Below are 18,487 nucleotides of genomic sequence, written 5' to 3'. Positions count from 1 at the left end.
ACTCAGACGACGGGACGTCAGCTCCGTCGGATAGCAAGCGGGAAAACTTCAATTTCGCTGTGCGCCAACGCCGCTCCAGACAGCGACAGGAAGGTTGCACGGCAGGCCGCAACAGGTATGGGAAGCTGGCGGCTGTTCGTCTGGCCGCCCTGCCTGGAGTGGTTGTCGGATCATGAGTCTTCTGCCGGAGAGCGCCAGCTTCGAGGAGCTGGTGCAGGACTACTTCCTCGCGGTGCGCGGCGCGGGCCTGATGTTGTCCGCGCTGGACACGGAGCTCGTCACCGCGTGGGCGCGGGAGGGCGTGCCCTTCGAGGTCGTGGCGCGTGGCATCTCGCGCTCGGCGGAGAAGGCGCTGTGGGACGCGCGGCCTGGAGAGCCGGTGCTGCGTTCGCTGCGCGCGTGCCGGCGTCAGGTGGAGACGGAGATCCGCAAGTACCGCGACCTGTCCGCGGGCCAGGGAGAGGAGGCCCCTCCGGCCTCCTCGAAGAAGCGCCCTGCCCGTTCGTGGGAAGAGGTGCGGCACGCGCGGTTGTGCTCGGCGCTGCGGGCGCTGACGGAGCGCGAGGCCGCGATGGCGCCGCGGGTGCACCGGCTGCTGGACACGGTGCTCGCGTGCGTGCCGCGCGAGCCCGCGGCCATGGATCAGCAGGAGGCCTGGGCGCTGCTGGTGCTGCTGCGCGCCCTGCCCTTCGCGGAGCGACGCACGGTGTGGCGGGATGCGCGCACCGGTGAACAACAGCTGATGACGGCCCGCGCGCGGCGTGTGTCCCGGCGCTTCCGGCTCCAGGCGGCCGTCAGACGGCGGCTGGACATGAAGGAAACCTGAAGGGTTGTCCCGCCACCGCGAGCCTGAACGAAAGTTCAGCAGGCTGACGGCCAGGGGGGACGGTGTTATGGCTGGGCGCGATGGCTGCCAAGGCGAACGGCGAGGCGTGTGGGCAGTGCGGCGGGCGGACGTACCTCATCGAGCGGCGCGGAGAGCTCGCGACCGCGCGGGTGTGTCCGTGCTCGGTGGACTGCCCGATGTGCGGTGGACGCGGGCACAGGCTGGTGCAGAAGGAAGGCACCTTCAGCGCGAAGGTGGGCCCCCGGACGTATGAGGTCCTGGAGCCGTGCGTGTGCACGCTGCGGCGCACGCGCGTGGCGCTCTACAACGACGTGCAGATGCCGGGCGTCATGGCGCACGCGTCGTTCGACAACTACCGGCCCTTCAACGAGTCGCAGGACCGCGGCCGCGGCGTGGCGATGCACTTCGCCAATCAGTACGTGAAGGGCGCGACGAACAAGGGCTTCGTGCTGAGCGGGCCGGTGGGCACGGGCAAGACGCACCTCGTCGCCGCGACGCTCGGGCATCTGGTGCTGGAGCTGGGCGTGAAGTCCCGCTACGTCGAAATCTCCCTCCTCTACGCGACCATCCGGCGCGGCTTCCAGGACGGCAAGAGCGGCGGGGAGATCATCGGGCCCCTGTCGGAGGTGGAGGTCCTCGCCATCGACGAGCTGGGCAAGGGGCGCGGCAGCCCCTTCGAGATGGAGACGCTCGATGAGCTCATTGCCCGGCGCTACAACGCGGGGCGCACGACGCTCTTCGCCACGAACTACTCGCTGGAGCCGGAGCGCAAGGGCGCGCGGAGCAGCGCGCCTTCGGGCTACCGCACCACGGACGACGCCCGCTCCGCCATGAAGGACGCGGAGCTGCTGCGCGAGCGCGTGGGTGAGCGCATCTACAGCCGCCTCTGTGAGATGTGCACCTTCGTGGAGCTGCCGCGCGACACCCCGGACCGGCGGCGCACGCGGCAGGAGATGGACGCGCCGCCGCCCATGGGTGGCATGCGCAACCCGGGCCGGTAGTCAGCGCTGGATGGCGCGCACCAGCGAGTTGCCCGCGTCCGCCACGTAGAGGGTGCCATCCGGCCCCACCGCGAGCCCGGCGGGCAGCACCAGCTGGGCCTCCCGGCCCGTGCCGTCGTCGGCGCCATAGCGGCCACTGCCCGCGAGCGTGGTCAGCTTCTCCGGCTCGCCGGACGCGTTGAAGGTCAGCCGGCGCACGCGGTAGTTGCCAGGGTCGGAGATGGCGAGCGAGCCGTCCGGCAGCAGCGCCAGTCCCAGGTACGGCAGCAGCTGGCCCTCCTTCGGCTCACCGTCGCGGAAGCCGGGCGTGGAGCCCGCCACCACGGTGGTGACGCCGTCGCGCACGCGCACCACGCGCGCCATGCCGCTCTCCACGACGTAGGTGGTGCCGTCCACCGTCTGGACCACCGCGGAGGGACGGTAGAGCCAGTCGCCCTGGAGCGTCGTCACCGGGTTGCCGGGCGTCACCATGTCGATGCGGCGGATGACGCTGTTGTTCAAGTCCGCCACGAGCAGCGCCGTGCCGTCCGGCGTGAAGGACAGGCCCGCGGGCTGGTTGAAGGCCGCCGACAGCGCGGGGCCATCCTGATAGCCCCACGTGGTGCCCGCGAACACCTCCGCCTTGCCCTCCGGGGAGATGCGCCGGATGACCGCGTTCTCGGTGTCGGACACGTAGACGTTGCCCAGCGCGTCCGCGGCGATGCCCATGGGGCCGGCGAGCTTGTCGAGCACCGTGCGGATCTTCCCGCCCGGGGACACGCGCTTCACCGTGTTGCCCAGCGAGTCCGCCACCGCCCAGCCGCCATCCGGCAGCACGGCGACTGCGAGCGGCGCGCCCAGCTCATCCGGCGCCACCTTGGCCCCCGCGTGGCAGCGCTTGCCGGGCTGCCCCGCCACCGTCGTCACGGACGCGGCGAACGGCCCCATCGGCGTAGCCGCCGCCGGGGGCTGGAACTTCACCAGGTCGCCCGGCAGCTTCCGGCCCAGCGCCTTGTAGAGCACGTTGGCCACGATGCGGCCCGCGCGCGGATCCGCCACTCGGTCCGCCACGCCGGCCAGCTTGTGCACGAAGTCGATGCCGCCCGAGGAGAAGACGTACGCGTCCCCCTGCTTGCGCACCACCATGTGCGCGAAGCCGAAGCCGCCCTGGAGCGACAGCGAGGGGGACTCCGCGAGCACCTCCACGCCGGCAGGCTGGCGGCCATTGGACACCAGCTGATCCACCTCGTAGCCGTTCGCCATCCACAGCGTGTCACCGGCCTTGAAGCCCGTGCCGTTGAAGACCCAGTGCTCCGGGTTGGTGATGACGGTCGGGAAGGGCCACTGGTGCCAGCGCGCGGCGAACTGCACGCCCAGGAGCGCGTTCTCCGGACGGGGCGCGGGCAGGTCGCGGAACTTCACCGTCCGGCGCTGGTCCTTGTACGGATCCTCGGGCGCGCCCTTGTAGCAGGTGACGATGCGGCGCGGGCGGCCGTCCGCGGAGGGCTCCATCCGCACCTGCCAGTACGCGTTGTTCGCGCCCAGGTTGATGATGGACCGCCCTTCCGACAGCGCGCGGTCCGCATGGTCGCGCTGCTTGGAGGACCAGTACTCGTCGTGGCCGGACATCACGAGCACCTTCGCGCCACGCAGGAAGTCGTAGCTTTCGTCCATGTCCTCGTCGGTGAAGTAGCCCACGTCCAGGTCCTGCGACTCCAGCCACGTCACCAGGCTCAGGTCGTCCAGCATCAGGTGCCCGGTGCCCTGGCCCCGGTAGTAGGGCCGGTCGTAGGAGGACTGGAAGGCGCGTGAGACGCCGTGCGCCTTCATCACGCCCTTCTGATCATCGTAGAGGCTGGTGCCGCCCCAGGTGTTGTACGCCGCCCAGTTCGCGGTGGGCATGAGCACCGCGACCTCCGCGCGCGGGTTGGCGTCCCGCACGAAGAAGGGCACGTAGCGCGACGGCCGGTCGTCGCGCACGAGCTTCACCACGTACACGCCGCGCACCCAGTCCTCGCCAATGGGGATCTCCAGCGTGGGGGACCAGGAGCAGGCGATGACGCCCGTCGCCGGATCCGCCGGACAGTCCGCCTGCCGCGTGCCCTGCACCGGGCCGCCGCGAGCGATCTCGCGGGCCCCCACGCCGCCGTAGTAGCCCAGGCGGTAGACGAACCAGCTGAACTTGCGCTCCTCGGACAGGGACACCGCCACGCGCAGCGACTCGCCCTGCGTCAGGGTGGCCTTGAGGGGGTAGCCTTCAATCTCACGGCTGTTGGCGTTCTTGTCGATGCGCCAGCCGTTGGTGCCCTTCCTCTGGTTCTCCTTGTGGACGGCGTCCGGGTCGCGCTCGGGCAGCGCGCTGCCGCCGTCGGGCAGCGTGCCCGCGTCCGGTTCGTCGTCCGGAATGCCCGCGTCATATTCGGGCACGACGATGCCGCCGTCCGGACCGATGACGCCCGCGTCATCGTTGCTCAGCGGCGGATCATCATGGCGGTCGCCAGGGGGAGGCGTGCCGGGTGCCGGACCGGAGTCCTTGCACCCCGTGGCCCCCGTCACCAGGAGCGCCAGCACCACCCCCAGTCCCATCCAGCGACGCCCGTGTGCCATGCCCCACCCTCCAAGGTGCTCAGGCGAGGAGGGTAGGCATCGACTTCTCAGAGGGAAGCGCCCTGCCCCCATTGAGCAGGAAAGTTCGACGGAGGATGTCGGCTCGTCCCCAGGGAGGACCCGCGAAGTCCTCGGATCAACGGGGGTTGCGCGGGTGAGGCGCGTGTCAGCTACCGAGCAGTTCGCGGTGCAACCGGGCCGTGAGGGTCTTCAGATGCGTCTTGTCCACCAGGAGGGTCACCTGGAGTGGCGAGGTGCTCACCGCATGGACCCGGGCGGAGAGGGCTTCCGCGGCGGAGAGGGCCTTGCGCAGCGGCACCCAGTCCGCGTTGAGGCCCACGCCCACACAAGTGACCGTGCCCCAGCCGTCCTGCCAGTCCACGCCTGTGCCAAAGCGCGTGGCCAGCTCGCGCTGGAGCGCCTCCGGACCGTGGATGTCCGCGAGCGGCACCGCCAGGTACGTGCGCCCCGGCGCGCCCGGCAGTCCGTCATGGGCGAGCGTGCGGCCTCGGACGGCGCGCGCGTCCAGGAACTCCAGCAGCTCCTGGAGGGGCACGCTGGCGTGCGCGACGAGCACGGCCATCTCCGCGTCCGCCGTCACGCCCTTCACGCGGCTGTCGGTGGGCACGGCGAGCTCCTGCACGCTGGTGCCGGTGCCCTGACCGTGCGCGGTGCGCGCGAGGATGGTGATGCCGCGCGCCTTCGCCCACTCCACGGCCTGCGCGTTGAGCACCTTGGCGCCGGCGCTCGCCAGCTCCTGCATCTCGTCGTAGCTCAGCGACTCCAGCTTGCGCGCGTCCGGCACCACGCGTGGATCCGCGCTGAAGACGCCGTCCACGTCCGAGTAGATTTCGCAGGCCTCCGCGTCCAGCGCCGCCGCCAGCGCGACCGCTGTCGTATCGGAGCCGCCGCGCCCCAGCGTCGTCACCTCCTTCTTGTAGGAGACGCCCTGGTAGCCCGCGACGATGACGACCTTGCCGTGCGCCAGCTCATCCTGGATGCGGTAGGGCCGCACCTCCACGATGCGCGCCTGGGCGTGGGCGTCGTTGGTGATGATGCCGCTCTGGCTGCCGGTGAAGCTGATGGCGGGGACGCCCTGCTCCTGGAGCGCCATGGACAGGAGCGCCATGGAGATGCGCTCGCCGCAGGTGAGGAGCATGTCCAGCTCTCGCCGGGGCGGGTCCTGGGACACGCTCTTGGCCAGCGACAGCAGGTCATCCGTGGTGTCGCCCATGGCGCTCACGACGACGACGACCTGATAGCCCGCGTCCCGCCTCTGCTTCACGCGCCGCGCGACCTTGCCGAGCTTCTCCGCGTCAGCGACCGATGAGCCGCCGTACTTCTGCACCACGATTGGCATCCACGCCTCGCTTCCGGGGCAGTGTAGAGTTCGCCCCCGCGCATGCCAATCACCGAGAAGCCCATCATCGAGGTGCGCAACCTCACCCGGCGCTACCGCGATCGCGTGGCCATCCAGGACCTGTCCTTCACGGTCGGTGAGGGCGAGCTCTTGGGCTTCCTCGGCCCCAACGGGGCGGGCAAGTCCACCACGATGAAGATCCTCACCGGCTTCCTGCCCCCCTCCGAGGGCAGCGCGAGGGTGGCGGGCTTCGACGTGTCCACGCACCCCATGGAGGTCAAACGGCGCATCGGCTACCTGCCGGAGACGCCGCCGCTGTATCCGGAGCTGACGGTGCACGGCTACCTGGCGTTCGTCGCGGCGCTCAAGCAGGTGCCCGGCCGCGCGGTGAAGGCGGAGGTGGAGCGGGTGGCGGGGCTCACCGGCGTGAGCGACGTGATGGGCCGCGTGCTCCAGAACCTGTCCAAGGGCTACCAGCAGCGCGTGGGCATCGCGCAGGCGCTCATCGGTTCGCCGCCGGTGCTCATCCTGGACGAGCCCACCGAAGGCCTGGACCCCGCGCAGCGCGCGGACCTGCGCGCGTTGATCCGGAGCCTCTCCGGGAAGCACACGGTGCTGTTGTCCACGCACATCCTCCCGGAGGTCACGGTGACGTGCGAGAGGGTGCTCATCCTCCACCAGGGCCGCGTGGTGGCCCATGACGCCATCGACCAGCTGGCGAAGGCCCACGGACAGGCCGAGCACGCGTCTTTGGAAGAAGTCTTCATCAAGCTGACCGCCGCCTGAACAGGAACCCTCCGCGCATGCGCACCGCCCTGGCCATTGCCCGCAAGGAGCTGGCCGTCGCCTTCACCACCCCGTGGGCCTACGCCGTGTTCACGGCGATGGCGGCGCTCTCGTCGTTCTTCTTCGTCAGCCTGCTGGAGCAGTTCCAGCAGGTGCAGGCCCTGGCGCGCGAGAACGGCTGGAGCAAGCTGCCGCCGGACTCCATCGTCTACCGCAACCTCACGGACGGCGTGGTGGTGCAGCTGTGGGGCGTGGTGTTGATCCTCACGCTCTTCGTCGCGCCCTTCCTGTCCATGCGGTTGTTCGCGGAGGAGAAGCGCCAGAAGACGTTCGCGCTGCTGCTCACGACGCCGGTGCGACCGGTGGACATCGTGCTGGGCAAGTACCTGGGCGGCCTGGGCCTCATCTTCGTCACGCTGGGGCTGACGCTGGTGTTCCCGGTGCTGCTGTCGGTGGTGGGCACGGGCCCGTCCGGCTCCGCGCTGGAGTGGCCCACGGTGCTGCTGGGCTACGGCGCGGTGCTCCTGTGGGGCGCGACGTGCATGGCGGTGGGGCTGTTCATCTCCGCGTTGACGGAGAGCCAGATGCTGGCGGCGTTCCTCACCTTCACCGTGCTCTTGCCGTGGATGCTCCTGCGCGGCGTGGCCCAGTCCACCGCGGAGCCGCTGCGCTCGTTCCTGAACTACCTGTCCTTCGATACGCAGTTGCAGGGGATGATCCAGGGCGTCCTGGAGGTGCAGGCGCTGGTGTTCTTCGCGTCCGTCATCCTGTTCTCGCTGCTGCTCACCCACCGCGCGGTGGAAGCGCAGCGCTACACATGAGCATGAGAGCGACCCACGTCACCCGGATGCTGGGGCCCTTTGGCCTGCTGCTGCTCGCGTCCAGCCCCTTCACGTTGTTCCTCACCTCCGGCAGCGTGGCGCTCGCCGCGGGCAAGGCGGTGCTGGGCGCGGCGATGCTCGCGGCCTTTGTCGTCATGCACCGCCAGGAACTGGGGCGCGCGGGCACCCGCCGCACGGGGCGGTTCCTCGCGTCCTCCGTGCTCACCACGCTGGCGGTGCTGGGCGTGCTGGTGGCGCTCAACGTGCTCGCCTTCCGCGAGAACAAGCGGTGGGATTTGACGCAGGAGCGCATCTTCTCGCTCGCGCCGCAGACGGTGCAGACGCTGGCGGGGTTGAAGGAGAAGGCCCACGCGCTGGCGCTCATCCCGCCCACGCACCCGTCCTATGGCGAGCTGGAGGAGCTGTTCCGGCGCTACCGCGAGGCGGCACCGGAGGCCTTCGACTACGCCTTCGTGGATCCGCGCCGCGAGCCGTCCCTGGCCGCGAAGTACCAGCTCAAGGACGGGCAGACGCTGGTTATCGTCTCCCGCGGCGAGGGCGACGCCGCGCCCCACACCACCCTGCCCGCCCCCGCCGAGCAGGAGCTGACCAACGCCCTGCTCCAGCTGAGCGCGGCGGGCGCGCAGAAGGTGTACGTCCTCGAAGGACACGGCGAGTGGTCGCTGGAGGTCTCCGGTGAAGGGCTGACGCAGCTGCGGCGCCAGCTGCTGCGCGAGGGCTACCGCCCCGAGCCGCTCAACCTCCTGGGCCGGAAGGAGGTGCCTCGCGACGCGGGCCTGTTGATCATCGCTGGCGCGAAGCAGGCGTACACGGCGCCGGAGGTGGCGGCGCTGCGCACCTACCTGGGCGAAGGCGGCCGGCTGCTGTACTTCACCGACGCGAACACGGACGACGGGCTGGGCCTGTTCCTCGCGGACTACGGCGTGCAGGTGGACGACGGCGTGGCGGCGGATCCGCAGTTCAACTCGGGCAACCCGTTCGTCCTGGTGTCGAACTTCTACGGCAAGCACGCCATCACGCGCCCGCTGCAGGAGCGCGGCTTCAACATCCAGCTGCCCACGCCGCGCAGCTTCACGCTCGTCCGAGAGGGCTTCCTGCTGCCCGGCGTGACGGTGGAGCCCGTGCTGCTGAGCTCCCCCTATGCGTGGGTGGAGTCGCGGCCCCTGGAGGACACCACCCCGTCCAGCGGCGAGAAGATGGGCCAGCTCACGCTGGTGGCCGCCGCGTCCCGGGACACGCGCGCGGCGGAGCACAAGCGCTCCGACGAGGCCCGGCTGGTGGCCGTGGGGGATTCGGAGCTGCTGCTGGATCCGAACTGGGGCTACGAGGCCAACCGCAACCTGGTGATGAACGCCCTGGGCTGGACGTCCCATCAGGCGGAGAAGATCACCCTGCGCCCTCCCGACCGTGAGACGTCCACCCTGGAGCTTGGCGAGGACCAGCTGCGGACCCTGCGCTTCGTGTCCACCGACCTGCTGCCCCTGTCGCTGCTGGGCGTGGGACTCGCGGTCTGGCTGTCGCGGAGGAACCGGTGAGGACTGCCACCATCGTGATGTTGGGGCTTCTGGCCGTGGGATGTTCGCGCGACGCGGAGAAGCCCCCTGCTCCGCCGAAGCTCTTCGCGACGGAAAGCGCCGAGCCAGGCCGTGGCGCGGCTCCGGATCCGGCGCCCGTCTTCACGCACCTGACGGTGAAGGCTCGCGGCGCCACCACGGAGCTGGAGCGGACGCCGGAGGGCTGGCGGATCGTCTCGCCCGTGGAGGCGAAGGCGGATCCGTACGCGGTGGAGGCCCTGGTGCAGCAGCTCACCTCGGCGAAGTTCAAGGCCACCGTGAACGCCGCGCCGACGGACGCGGACTTGAAGAAGTACGGGCTCACGTCCCCGAAGTTCACCGTGACGGCGCGGGCCTTCCTGCCGGATGCCAACGGTGAAGGCGCGGAAAATCCATCCCGCCAGCGCACCGTGACGCTGGCCGGTGGAGATGAGAACCCGTTCGATGGCTCCGTCTACGTGCGCCGTGAAGGCGACGCGACCGTGTACGCGGCCGACGGTGCCGTGCGGTACTCGCTGGACAAGGGCCCCTTCGAGCTGCGCGCCAAGGAGTTCCTGGGGCCGCTGGACCTCGCGTCGCTCCAGTCCATCGAAGTCAAGGCGAAGGACCACGCGTACGTGCTGACGCGTGAGGCGGACGGCAAGTCGTGGCGGATGGAGAAGCCGGAGCCCACCCGCGCGAACACGAGCCGGCTGACCGACCTGCTCAAGGCCTTCGAGGGCCATCAGGCCTTATCCTTCCCGCAGGACACCGCCGCCACGCGGAAGGCCCTGGGCCTGGACACGCCCACCGTGGACGCCCGCTTCGTGCCGGCTTCCGGTGAGCCCATTCGCGTCAGGCTGGCGCAGGTGACTCGCGACGGAGCGACCGTCGTCCATGCCCTTCGCGAACAGGGTTCGCGGTCCACGCTGGCGGAGGTGGAGGCCCGCGCGCTGACGACGCTGGACGTGGGCGCGCAGGAGTTGAAGGACCGGCGCGTGCTGTCCTTCCCGCGCGACGACGTGCGGCGCATGGAGTTCCGCCCCGGAGGCAAGGCCCCCCCCGTGGTGGTGACGCGCGGCGCGGGCAACGGCGACGCATGGCAGGTGGAAGGTCCCGGCGGTGGACGCGCCCTGCACTTCCGCGTGGTGAAGCTGCTGGGCCGGCTGGAGGCGCTGAAGGCCGCCGCGTTCGGCGAAGCGAAGGTGAAGCGCTGGGAGCGCTACGGCATCAGCGACACGTCCCGGAGCGTCGTGCTGCGCGACGCGGACGGGCGCGAGCTGGCGCGGCTGTGGCTGGGCGACGCCGTGCCGGACACGGAGGACCGGCTCTACGCACGGGGCTCCGGGCCGGACCTGGTGGAGGTGTCCATGGGCGCGGTGGCGGACCTGCCCACGCGCACCGCGGACCTCCAGGAGGCGCCGCCCGAAGCTTCGGACGGCGGGGCTCCCGCGCCCTGAGGCAGCGCTACACCTCCATCAAGGCGAAGCGCTGCTCGGGCGTGAACTTGGTGAGCAGCGGCATGGCGACATTGAACACCGGGATGCCGCTCTTCGTCTTGCCCTCGAGCGCGCCGTGGTGCGCGTGACCGTGGAAGACGTAGGCCGCGCCGTAGTGGTCGATGGGCATCGACAGACGGCTCGTCCCCAGGAAGGGGCGGATCTCGATGTTCTCCCCCTCCAGCGTGTCCGGGATGGGGGCGTAGTGCATGATCACGACCTTCTTGGGCGTGTCCAGGTGGCTGAGCGCGGCCTCCAGCTTGAGCGACTCGGTGACGGCCTCCTGCACGAAGGACTTCGTCTGGCCTTCGCCGAACGCCTGCAGCGTCGCGTTGCCGAAGCCGCCCCCGAAGCCCTTCACCCCCGCGACGCCCAGCGTCTTCTCGAAGATGAAGTGGTCCCCGTCGAGGATGTGCACGCCGACCTTGGAGAGCTCCGTGCAGATGTCCTTCACCTGCCCGTGCTCGTAGTCGTGATTGCCCAGCACCGCGGCGCATGGGACGCGCAAGGCCGAGAGTTCCTCGGCCAGGACCTTGCCCTCTTCAATCATCCCGCGGTCCGTCAAGTCCCCGCACAGGAGCAGCAGGTCCGCCGAGGCATTCACCTGTTTGACGAGCTGACGGAAGCGCCCGTGCTGGTCCTCCCGGCAGTGCAGGTCACCGACCGCTGCCAGTCGAATCTTCGAGTTCGGCTCTCGCGCCACGGGTTTCCCCCTCGGGTCTGTCCTGTTCGTCCCACGCCCTGCCGTCCCCAAAGCCCCAGTGGTGGATGTCCACGTGATAGTTCACCTTGGACACCAGGTTGCCCCGGCACAGCTTCTCGTCCCAGCTGCCGTCGCGCACCGTCTGGAGCGTGCGGCTCATCAGCTCCGTCATCACGTAGTTGGGCACGATGTCGCGCTCGCTGGGATACGCGAAGCGGAACATCATCAGGTGGCTGAGCAGCACCTCCCAGTAGCGGTCGAAGCGCCGGAGGATGCGGTCCCAGTCCATCTCCCGCCCCGCCTTGAGGATGAGGTGGTGGATGTCCGCGCCGTCATAGCGCTCGCGCTCGGTGACGAAGGCCTTGGACCAGATCATCTCCTCGGCCGGCGCGATGAGGCACTCGTAGCCGAAGATGGTGGCCTTCCTGGCGTTGGTGAACCACTCGTCATCCACCGTCGCCACGCCGTTGCCGGAGGAGAAGATGAAGTCGACGAAGTAGTCGCCCTTGTACGCCTTGTAGAGCCAGACCTCGTCGGGCCGTTCCGTGCGCCAGCCATCCTTCTCCAGCACGTCCAGGGCGCGGATGGCGTCCTGCTTGCGCGGGAACAGGTCCAGGTCCTTGGTGTCGCGGTAGATGCCGGTATAGGTGGCGTAGGCATACGCCCCCCCCACGACGAACGGCACCCCGGCCTCATGCAGCAGACCGACGGCTCTGGCGCGGGCGTTGATCTCGTCCGGCGCACGCTCCCGCTCGGCCAGCGTGGCGTCCGTACCCATCTCCCCGGGATGGTTCGGGTGTCGTTTTTCCATGGGCGAAAGGTAGGGATGGCCCATTTCAGCCGTCGGGCAGGCGTCCGCGGGCGCCCGGAGAGCAGGCAGCCAGACGCCAAGCGCCTGGTTTCACTGTGCTTTTCCACTCCTAGCGAGCGCTTTTTCTATTTTGCGCCCGGCCTGTGTCCATAGGGGCGAATTCACTGCCGCACGGCCCGCACGAGACGGGCCCTGAAAGGACGCTCGACCATGCTGCGCAAGAGCTTGCTGTGTGCCTCCCTGCTGTTCGTGGGCTGCAACGACGCCCAGAGCAATGACGCGGACACGTTCCGTGAGGGCCTGCCCTCCAAGGAGCTGACGCAGGTGAAGGCGCCGAAGGCGAACGGCCAGGGCCTGACGGCGGCTGGCCCCTCCGCGCAGTACGGCCAGGGGCAGAAGGCGGAGTACTACCAGGCGACGGTGAACGCCACGGTGGCGGTGAACGGCGGCACGCTGTGGGTGCTCAACCTCGTCGAGCAGATCTCCAAGTATCCGCCGACGACGCTGGAGGAGAACAAGGCGGTGTGGGGCCCGAGCACGGACGCACTGAGCCCCACCACGTGGCGGCTGACGGTGACGAAGTCGGGGGAGGCGTCGTTCTCCTGGGTGCTGGAGGGCAAGGCGAAGGGCGAGGAGGACAGCGCCTTCCGCGCGGTGCTGTCCGGCACGCAGCAGGTGGCGGTGGACGCGGACGGCGAGCGCGTGAAGGGCTACGGCTCCGGCGAGCTGTTCATCGACTGGGACGCGGCGCACACCCTGCCGGATGCCGACGACAACGTGGGCACGGTGGAGATCCGCTACTCGCGCCCGAGCGCCTCCGCGGAGGCCACGGTGGACGCGGACTTCCACCAGGTGCGTGACGAGAAGGACCCCAACAAGCGCGTGGACGGGACGTACCACTACAAGGCGTCCGCGACGGCGGGCGGCGAGTTCGAGTTCGCGACGCAAGAGGACATCGACCACGGCGACCCGCTGCGCGCGAAGCTGGAGAAGCTGTCCATCAAGAGCCGCTGGACGGCGGCGGGGGCGGGCCGCTCGGACATCAAGGTGACGGGGGGCGACCTGGTGGGCGAGGCCACGCTGAACGAGTGCTGGGACACGAACTTCCTCAGCACCTACTTCCGCGTCAGCCTGGACCCGCGCGTGGGCTACGGCGAGGCGGAGGCGGCCTGCGGCGGCTTCACGGCGGCGGTGTACTCGTCGCTGTGAGCCGGGTCGCGGTAGGCTTGCGCCGCGCGTGACCGGACCGACCCCGCTGGCCCTGAAGGTGGTGCCTCCCCGTCCCAACGAGGACCGGCGGGCCGTCCTGCGCGAGCTGTATGTGAAGTATGGCGGCAGCGTGCGTGAGCGCTGCCGCTACCTGCTGAAGGACGCGAGCCGGGCGGAGGACGCGATGCATGACGTCTTCGCCCGCGCGCTCGTGCACGGGGAGTCGTTCCGGGCGGAGGCGTCTCCGCTGACGTGGCTGATGAAGATCGCCACGCACCACTGCCTCAACCAGCTGCGCTCGGAAGGGGCCGCGTGGCGGAAGTGGTTCGCGAGGGACGAGGCGGCCCGTTCGGAGGGCCATGGCGGCGCGGAGGCGATGGAGACGCGCGACCTGGTGCGCAAGCTGCTGGCCCGGGTGGACGCGGAGACGCAGGCGGCGGCGATCCACTACCACGTGGACGGGATGACGCTGGAAGAGGTGGCTGCGGTGCTGGGGCGTTCGGTGCCCACGGTGCGCAAGCGGCTGGAACACTTCGCGGAGCTGGGTGGAGAGGAGCTGAGCGTCCGATGAGCGCGCACGAGTCGAGCTGGACATTGCGCCGCCTGCACGCTGGCGAGCTGCCCGCCCAGGAAGCCCAGCGCGTCCAGGCGCATGCGGAGGCGTGCGAGGCGTGTGGCGCGGCGCTCCGGTCCTTCGCGGACGCGCAGGCCGCGTTCGAGGCGGAGGTGCCCTTCGAGCGTTTCGAGGCCGGCGTGGAGCGGGCCCGCGCGAGGCAGGCTTCGAAAGATCAGGCGACGCGCGCGCAGTGGGTCCGGCCGCTGATGGCGGTGGCGGCGTCCGTGCTGGTGTTGGTGCTGGCGCGTCCGCTGCTGGAGACCGGCGGGAGGACGGCTCCCATCCAACCGCCCGTCACGGGCAACCGCATCAAGGGGGGCGCGGGCGCGGAGCTGCGAATCGGTGGAGGCGTGGAGCCGCAGCGGGTGGCGAGCACGGAGGCGCCGGAGGCGCTGCAACCCGGTGAGCGCGTGCGGCTGGGCTACACGGCGGACGCGTACCGCTACGTGGCGGCGCTGTCGGTGGATGCGCAGGGCGAGGTGACGCCGCTGTATCCGGAGTCCGGGGACAGCCTCGCGGTGGAACCCGGCGCGGGGCAACACTGGTTGCCGGAGAGCGTGGAGTTCACCGGCGCGGGTGCGGAGCGCGTGGTGCTGGTGCTGACGGACGCGCCCGTGTCCATGGACGCGCTGAGTGACGCGGCCCGGAAGGCCTTCGTCGCGGCGGGCCGGGACGTCACGCGCATGGCCCCGCTGGGCGTGGCGGGTGCGCAGACGCAGTGGATTTTGCAGAAGCCATGAGCGACGGCCCCGTGAGACAGGTGCTCGCTCCCGTGGCGGCCTGGGCACGGGCCCTGGGCTCGGCGATGCGGGCGTCGGTTCCCGCGCTGGTGCTGCTCTCCAGCGCCGCGCAGGCGGACACGCTGCACCGCTTCGCGCTCATCGCGGGCAATGACACGGGCGGCGCGGACACGCGGCCCTTGAGCTACGCGCGCGACGATGCGCGCAAGATGCACGACCTGCTCACGCGGCTGGGCGGGGTGTCTCCGGCCGACGCGAAGCTCCTCCTGGATGACGACGCGAAGGACTTCCTCGGCGCGCTGTCGGAGCTGGAGCAACGGGCCCGCGCGGCCCAGGCTCGCGGCGAGCGCACCGCGCTGTTCGTCTACTACTCCGGCCACGCGAAGGACGGCGCGCTGCGGCTGGGTGATTCGCGGCTCGCCTTCGACGCGCTCAAGCGCCGGCTGGCGGACGCGCCCGTGGACATCCGCATCGCCATCCTCGACTCCTGCCGCTCCGGCGCGCTCACCCGCACCAAGGGCGCTCGCAAGGCCCCGGCCTTCGACGTGGAGTCCGGCGCGGCACGCGATGCCCGGGGCGTCGTCATCCTCACCTCCAGCGCCGCGGACGAGGACTCGCAGGAGTCGGACGCGCTGGGCGGCAGCTACTTCTCCCATCACCTGGCCAGCGGCCTGCTGGGAGACGCGGACCGCAGCGGCGACGGACGCGTGACGCTCTTCGAGGCGTATTCGCACGCCTACGCCCGCACGGTCGCGGACACGGCCGACAGCAGCGCGGGCCCGCAGCACCCCACGTTCAGCTACGACCTGGCGGGCAACGGCGACCTGGTCCTCACCGACCTGCGCGCGAGCGCCGAAGGCCTGGTCGTCCCCGGCAACGCCCCCGCGGGCTCCTACTACTTCGTGGATCCAGGCGGACTCGTGGTCGCGGAGCTGGACAAGGCCGCGGGCACCGAGCGCCGCGTGGCCCTGGCCCCCGGCACCTACCGCGTGAAGCGCCGGCTCAGCGACCGGCTGCGCATCGGAGAGGTGGAGGTCGCTCGCGGACGCACGACCCTCCTGCAGGAGCCGCGCTTCAAGGACGCGCCCTTCTCCGACGACCCCGTGAAGGGCGCCATGCGGGACAAGGGCGCGTGGTGGACCTTCGGCCTCACCGGCGGCTTCCAGTCCTTCTTCGACGCCCAGACGCGCCAGACCCTCTTCCTCTCCGTGCCCCTCTTCGGCGCGGAGGCCGAGCTGCACGACTACTTCCGCCGCGACTGGGTCTGGGGCTTCGACGCGGCGGTGGGCGGCACGAACGGCGTGCTGTCACTGCCCACGCTGGCGGGCCCGGCGTACCGCTACTCCGTGGTGAACGTGGGCACCAGCCTCACCGCCGAGTGGCCCGTGGGCCGCGTCGCCCCCTTCGTGGGCGTGCGCGTCGCGTACCTCATCATGGGCCGCAAGTTCGATGACGCGGCGTTCCCGGATCAACGCTTCGCCATGGTGTCACCGGGCATGGCGACGGGCGCGCGCTTCCAGCTCACGCGGAAGTTGAACCTCACCGCGCGCAGCCGCCTGCAGTACCTCCAATACACCGTCGACGCGCAGCGCTCCCTGGGGTTCTGGGAGCTGGCCGCGCTCCTCACGTACGAGCCATGAGGGAGCACGTGATGCGAACCTTTTCCCTGGCCCTCTGCTGCCTCCTCGCGGTCGCGTGCGGCGGCGACTTCTCCAACGACGACCTGGAGTTCCAGAACGCCCTGCCCCAGCGCGAGGACCTGGCCGCGAAGCTGCCGGACACCGCCCGCGCCGGACAGGGCCTGGGCACGCGCAATCAGCGGCTGAGCGCGTCGCTGGTGCTGGGCGGCACGTCGGAGCTCGCCCTCCAGGCCTACCAGGAGGGCACGCGGTTCAACACCAGCGTGGACGGCCTGCTCGCCCTGCTGGAGCTGTTCCGCGACGCCCCTCCCACCACGCGCGAAACCGACCGGCGCATCTGGGGCCCCTTCCCCTCCGACGACCACCCGGGCCACGAGCTGCGCTTCGTGATGGAGCGCCAGGACGCCTCCTTCGCGTACCTCCTCCAGTTCCGCCCCCGGGGCGGCGGCGAGGACGCGTGGTGGACCTACCTGCCCGGCACCTTCAAGGCGGACGGCGGCATCCGCAAGGGGACCGGCACGCTCGCGCTGGACCTCGAGGCGGCCCGCGCGCACGGCATGGACACGGGGGACGCGAGCACCGTGGACCGGCTGGACATCGACTACCAGACGAAGGCGCTGCCCACGCGCGTGGAGCTGCTCTTCACCGGCGCGGGCGCCGCCACACCCAACACCCGCTATGCGTCGCGTCAGACGCCCGAGGGCCTGGGGGAGATGGCGTTCCGGTTGCCGAGCACGGACCTGATTCCCGGCGGGCTCCTGGAGACGCTGGACATCCTGGCGCGCTGGACGCCGGATGGCCGGGGCGTGCTGGTGCTCAACATCCTGGACGGGGACGCGAAGGGCGCGCAGTACACGGAGTGCTGGGACGCCCGGACGCGCATCACGTTCATGCAGCGCAACTGGGACTTCATCACCCCCACCGAGGGCGACCGCCGCACCTGTCCGGACGTGTCCGCGCTGGACCCGAAGCCCTGAAGAGGCCGCCCGGGCTTCGGGCCGGACAGCAGCCGGGCGGACAGTCCCTGGCCGTTGGAAGGTGACGCGCGGGGTGGATTCTCTATGCTGGCGGCGGTTTCCCCGCGCCCCCATGCCCAACTCCTCGCTTCTCACCGTCTTGAAGAGCCGGCGCATCTGGCTCCTGATCGCCGTCGGCTTCGCGTCCGGCCTCCCCCTGTGGCTGACCGGCGTCACGCTGTCCGCGTGGATGAAGAACGAGGGGGTCAATCTCAAGACGATTGGCATCTTCAGCCTGGTGGCGCTGCCCTACACCTTCAAGGTGCTGTGGGCGCCGCTGATGGACCGCTACACCCTGCCCTTCCTGGGCCGGCGGCGCGGCTGGATGCTGCTCACGCAGGTGCTGCTCATGGGCGCCATCGCCGCCATGGGCCTGGTGAACCCGAAGGACGCCCCGCTGGCCATGGCGTTCATGGCGGTGGTGGTGACGTTCCTGTCCGCCAGCCAGGACATCGTCGCGGACGCGTGGCGCACGGACATCCTCCCCATGGAGGAGCGCGGGCTGGGCAACTCGATGTACGTCACCGGCTACCGGCTGGGCATGCTCGTGGCGGGCGGGCTCGCGTTCATCCTGTCGGATCACCTGGGCTGGTCCCAGACGTACTACGTGATGGGCCTGCTCATGGGCGTGGGCGTGGTGGCCACGCTGCTGGCCCCGGAGCCCCAGAGCGTGCGGCCTCCGCGCAACCTGGCGGATGCCGTCGTGCGGCCCTTCGTGGACTACTTCCGCCGCAAGTACGCGCTGGGGGTGCTGGCGTTCCTGGTGCTCTACAAGCTGGGGGATGGCATCGCCGCCAGCATGGTGACGCCCTTCTACATCGAGCTGGGGTTCTCCAACACGGAGATTGGCACGCTCAGCAAGACGCTGGGCATGGTGGCCACCATCAGCGGCGGCCTGCTGGGCGGCGTGCTGATGGTGAAGCTCAGCATGCGCCGCGCGCTGTTCATCTTCGGCGCCGCGCAGGGCCTCACCAACCTGGCCTTCATGGCGCTGGCGCTGGTGGGCAAGAACGACCTGATGCTCGCGGGCGCCATCGCGGTGGACAACGTGTGCACGGGCCTGGGCGTGACGGCGTTCGCGGCCTTCATCATGTCGCTGTGCCACAAGAGCTTCAGCGCCACGCAGTACGCGCTCTTGTCCGCGCTGGGCACCATCGCCAACCGGCTCATCGGCTCCGTGTCCGGCTTCCTGGCCACGTGGATGGGCTGGCCCACGTTCTTCGCCTTCACCGCCGCGGCGGCCATCCCCGCGCTGGTGCTGCTGATATTCCTGCCGGAGCACGCCGCCCAGCCCCAGGA

The 18,487-nt window shown here is 70.3% G+C and carries 16 protein-coding genes; 12 read left to right on the top strand and 4 right to left on the bottom strand.

What is annotated here, in order from left to right; translation table 11 throughout:
* Positions 1-172 precede the first annotated feature (172 nt).
* Both D7W82_RS12690 and D7W82_RS12685 read left to right on the top strand, forming a co-directional pair.
* Complete coding sequence (locus D7W82_RS12690) at positions 173-826, top strand: hypothetical protein (protein WP_120618592.1); 654 nt, start codon at positions 173-175, stop codon at positions 824-826.
* An 80-nt stretch (positions 827-906) separates the two neighbouring features.
* Complete coding sequence (locus tag D7W82_RS12685; protein ID WP_120618591.1) at positions 907-1,848, top strand: ATP-binding protein; 942 nt, start codon at positions 907-909, stop codon at positions 1,846-1,848.
* Here D7W82_RS12685 and D7W82_RS12680 read toward each other — a convergent pair whose 3' ends face one another.
* On the bottom strand, positions 1,849-4,434 hold the full coding sequence (locus D7W82_RS12680; protein ID WP_120618590.1) for a N,N-dimethylformamidase beta subunit family domain-containing protein: 2,586 nt from the start codon (positions 4,432-4,434) through the stop codon (positions 1,849-1,851).
* A gap of 166 nt (positions 4,435-4,600) precedes the next feature.
* Positions 4,601-5,794, bottom strand: a complete 1,194-nt coding sequence (locus tag D7W82_RS12675; protein WP_120618589.1) for an aspartate kinase — start codon at positions 5,792-5,794, stop codon at positions 4,601-4,603.
* A gap of 42 nt (positions 5,795-5,836) precedes the next feature.
* Between D7W82_RS12675 and D7W82_RS12670 the strand changes: the two genes are divergently transcribed.
* Genes D7W82_RS12670 through D7W82_RS12655 form a run of 4 tightly spaced genes read left to right on the top strand, consistent with a single transcriptional unit; the run spans position 5,837 to position 10,414 of the window.
* A complete protein-coding gene (locus D7W82_RS12670) occupies positions 5,837-6,580 on the top strand; it encodes an ABC transporter ATP-binding protein (protein ID WP_199727738.1) in 744 nt (247 codons plus the stop codon).
* 17 nt (positions 6,581-6,597) lie between these two features.
* A complete protein-coding gene (locus D7W82_RS12665) occupies positions 6,598-7,401 on the top strand; it encodes an ABC transporter permease (RefSeq protein WP_120618588.1) in 804 nt (267 codons plus the stop codon).
* Positions 7,398-8,957 (top strand): GldG family protein, encoded by a 1,560-nt coding sequence (locus tag D7W82_RS12660; protein ID WP_370450988.1) that lies wholly within the window; start codon positions 7,398-7,400, stop codon positions 8,955-8,957. The genes D7W82_RS12665 and D7W82_RS12660 overlap by 4 nt, the downstream gene beginning before the upstream one ends.
* Positions 8,954-10,414 carry a DUF4340 domain-containing protein gene (locus D7W82_RS12655; RefSeq protein WP_120618586.1) on the top strand — a complete coding sequence of 487 codons (1,461 nt, stop codon included), beginning with the start codon at positions 8,954-8,956 and terminating at the stop codon, positions 10,412-10,414. The genes D7W82_RS12660 and D7W82_RS12655 overlap by 4 nt, the downstream gene beginning before the upstream one ends.
* Before the next feature lie 7 nt (positions 10,415-10,421).
* On the opposite strand, the gene D7W82_RS12650 is transcribed toward D7W82_RS12655, so the two are convergent.
* Together D7W82_RS12650 and D7W82_RS12645 are read right to left on the bottom strand one after the other, a co-directional pair.
* On the bottom strand, positions 10,422-11,126 hold the full coding sequence (locus tag D7W82_RS12650) for a metallophosphoesterase (protein WP_120618609.1): 705 nt from the start codon (positions 11,124-11,126) through the stop codon (positions 10,422-10,424).
* Entirely contained in the window at positions 11,110-11,934 is an 825-nt protein-coding gene (locus tag D7W82_RS12645) for a nucleotidyltransferase (protein WP_171423820.1), read from the bottom strand. The genes D7W82_RS12650 and D7W82_RS12645 overlap by 17 nt, the downstream gene beginning before the upstream one ends.
* 243 nt (positions 11,935-12,177) lie before the next feature.
* Between D7W82_RS12645 and D7W82_RS12640 the strand changes: the two genes are divergently transcribed.
* From D7W82_RS12640 to D7W82_RS12615, 6 genes are all read left to right on the top strand, one after another.
* The gene (locus D7W82_RS12640) at positions 12,178-13,176 is read left to right on the top strand and encodes a hypothetical protein (protein WP_120618584.1); all 999 of its coding nucleotides are present in this window, start codon (positions 12,178-12,180) and stop codon (positions 13,174-13,176) included.
* A 28-nt stretch (positions 13,177-13,204) separates the two neighbouring features.
* A complete protein-coding gene (locus D7W82_RS12635) occupies positions 13,205-13,747 on the top strand; it encodes an RNA polymerase sigma factor (protein ID WP_014395374.1) in 543 nt (180 codons plus the stop codon).
* Positions 13,744-14,532 carry a DUF4384 domain-containing protein gene (locus D7W82_RS12630; protein WP_120618583.1) on the top strand — a complete coding sequence of 263 codons (789 nt, stop codon included), beginning with the start codon at positions 13,744-13,746 and terminating at the stop codon, positions 14,530-14,532. Before D7W82_RS12635 ends, D7W82_RS12630 begins: the two co-directional genes overlap by 4 nt.
* Positions 14,529-16,172, top strand: a complete 1,644-nt coding sequence (locus D7W82_RS12625) for a caspase family protein (RefSeq protein WP_233587447.1) — start codon at positions 14,529-14,531, stop codon at positions 16,170-16,172. The genes D7W82_RS12630 and D7W82_RS12625 overlap by 4 nt, the downstream gene beginning before the upstream one ends.
* A gap of 11 nt (positions 16,173-16,183) precedes the next feature.
* Positions 16,184-17,149, top strand: a complete 966-nt coding sequence (locus D7W82_RS12620; protein ID WP_120618582.1) for a hypothetical protein — start codon at positions 16,184-16,186, stop codon at positions 17,147-17,149.
* Positions 17,150-17,261: 112 nt separating this feature from the next.
* Positions 17,262-18,487: MFS transporter (locus D7W82_RS12615; RefSeq protein ID WP_120618581.1), on the top strand; the 1,226-nt coding region annotated here is incomplete at its 3' end.

Source organism: Corallococcus sp. CA049B, assembly GCF_003611685.1.
In the GTDB taxonomy this organism is placed as follows: Bacteria; Myxococcota; Myxococcia; order Myxococcales; family Myxococcaceae; genus Corallococcus; species Corallococcus coralloides.
The sequence above is the reverse complement of the archived record's forward strand: the minus strand, read 5'-3'. Positions and strand labels throughout refer to the sequence as shown.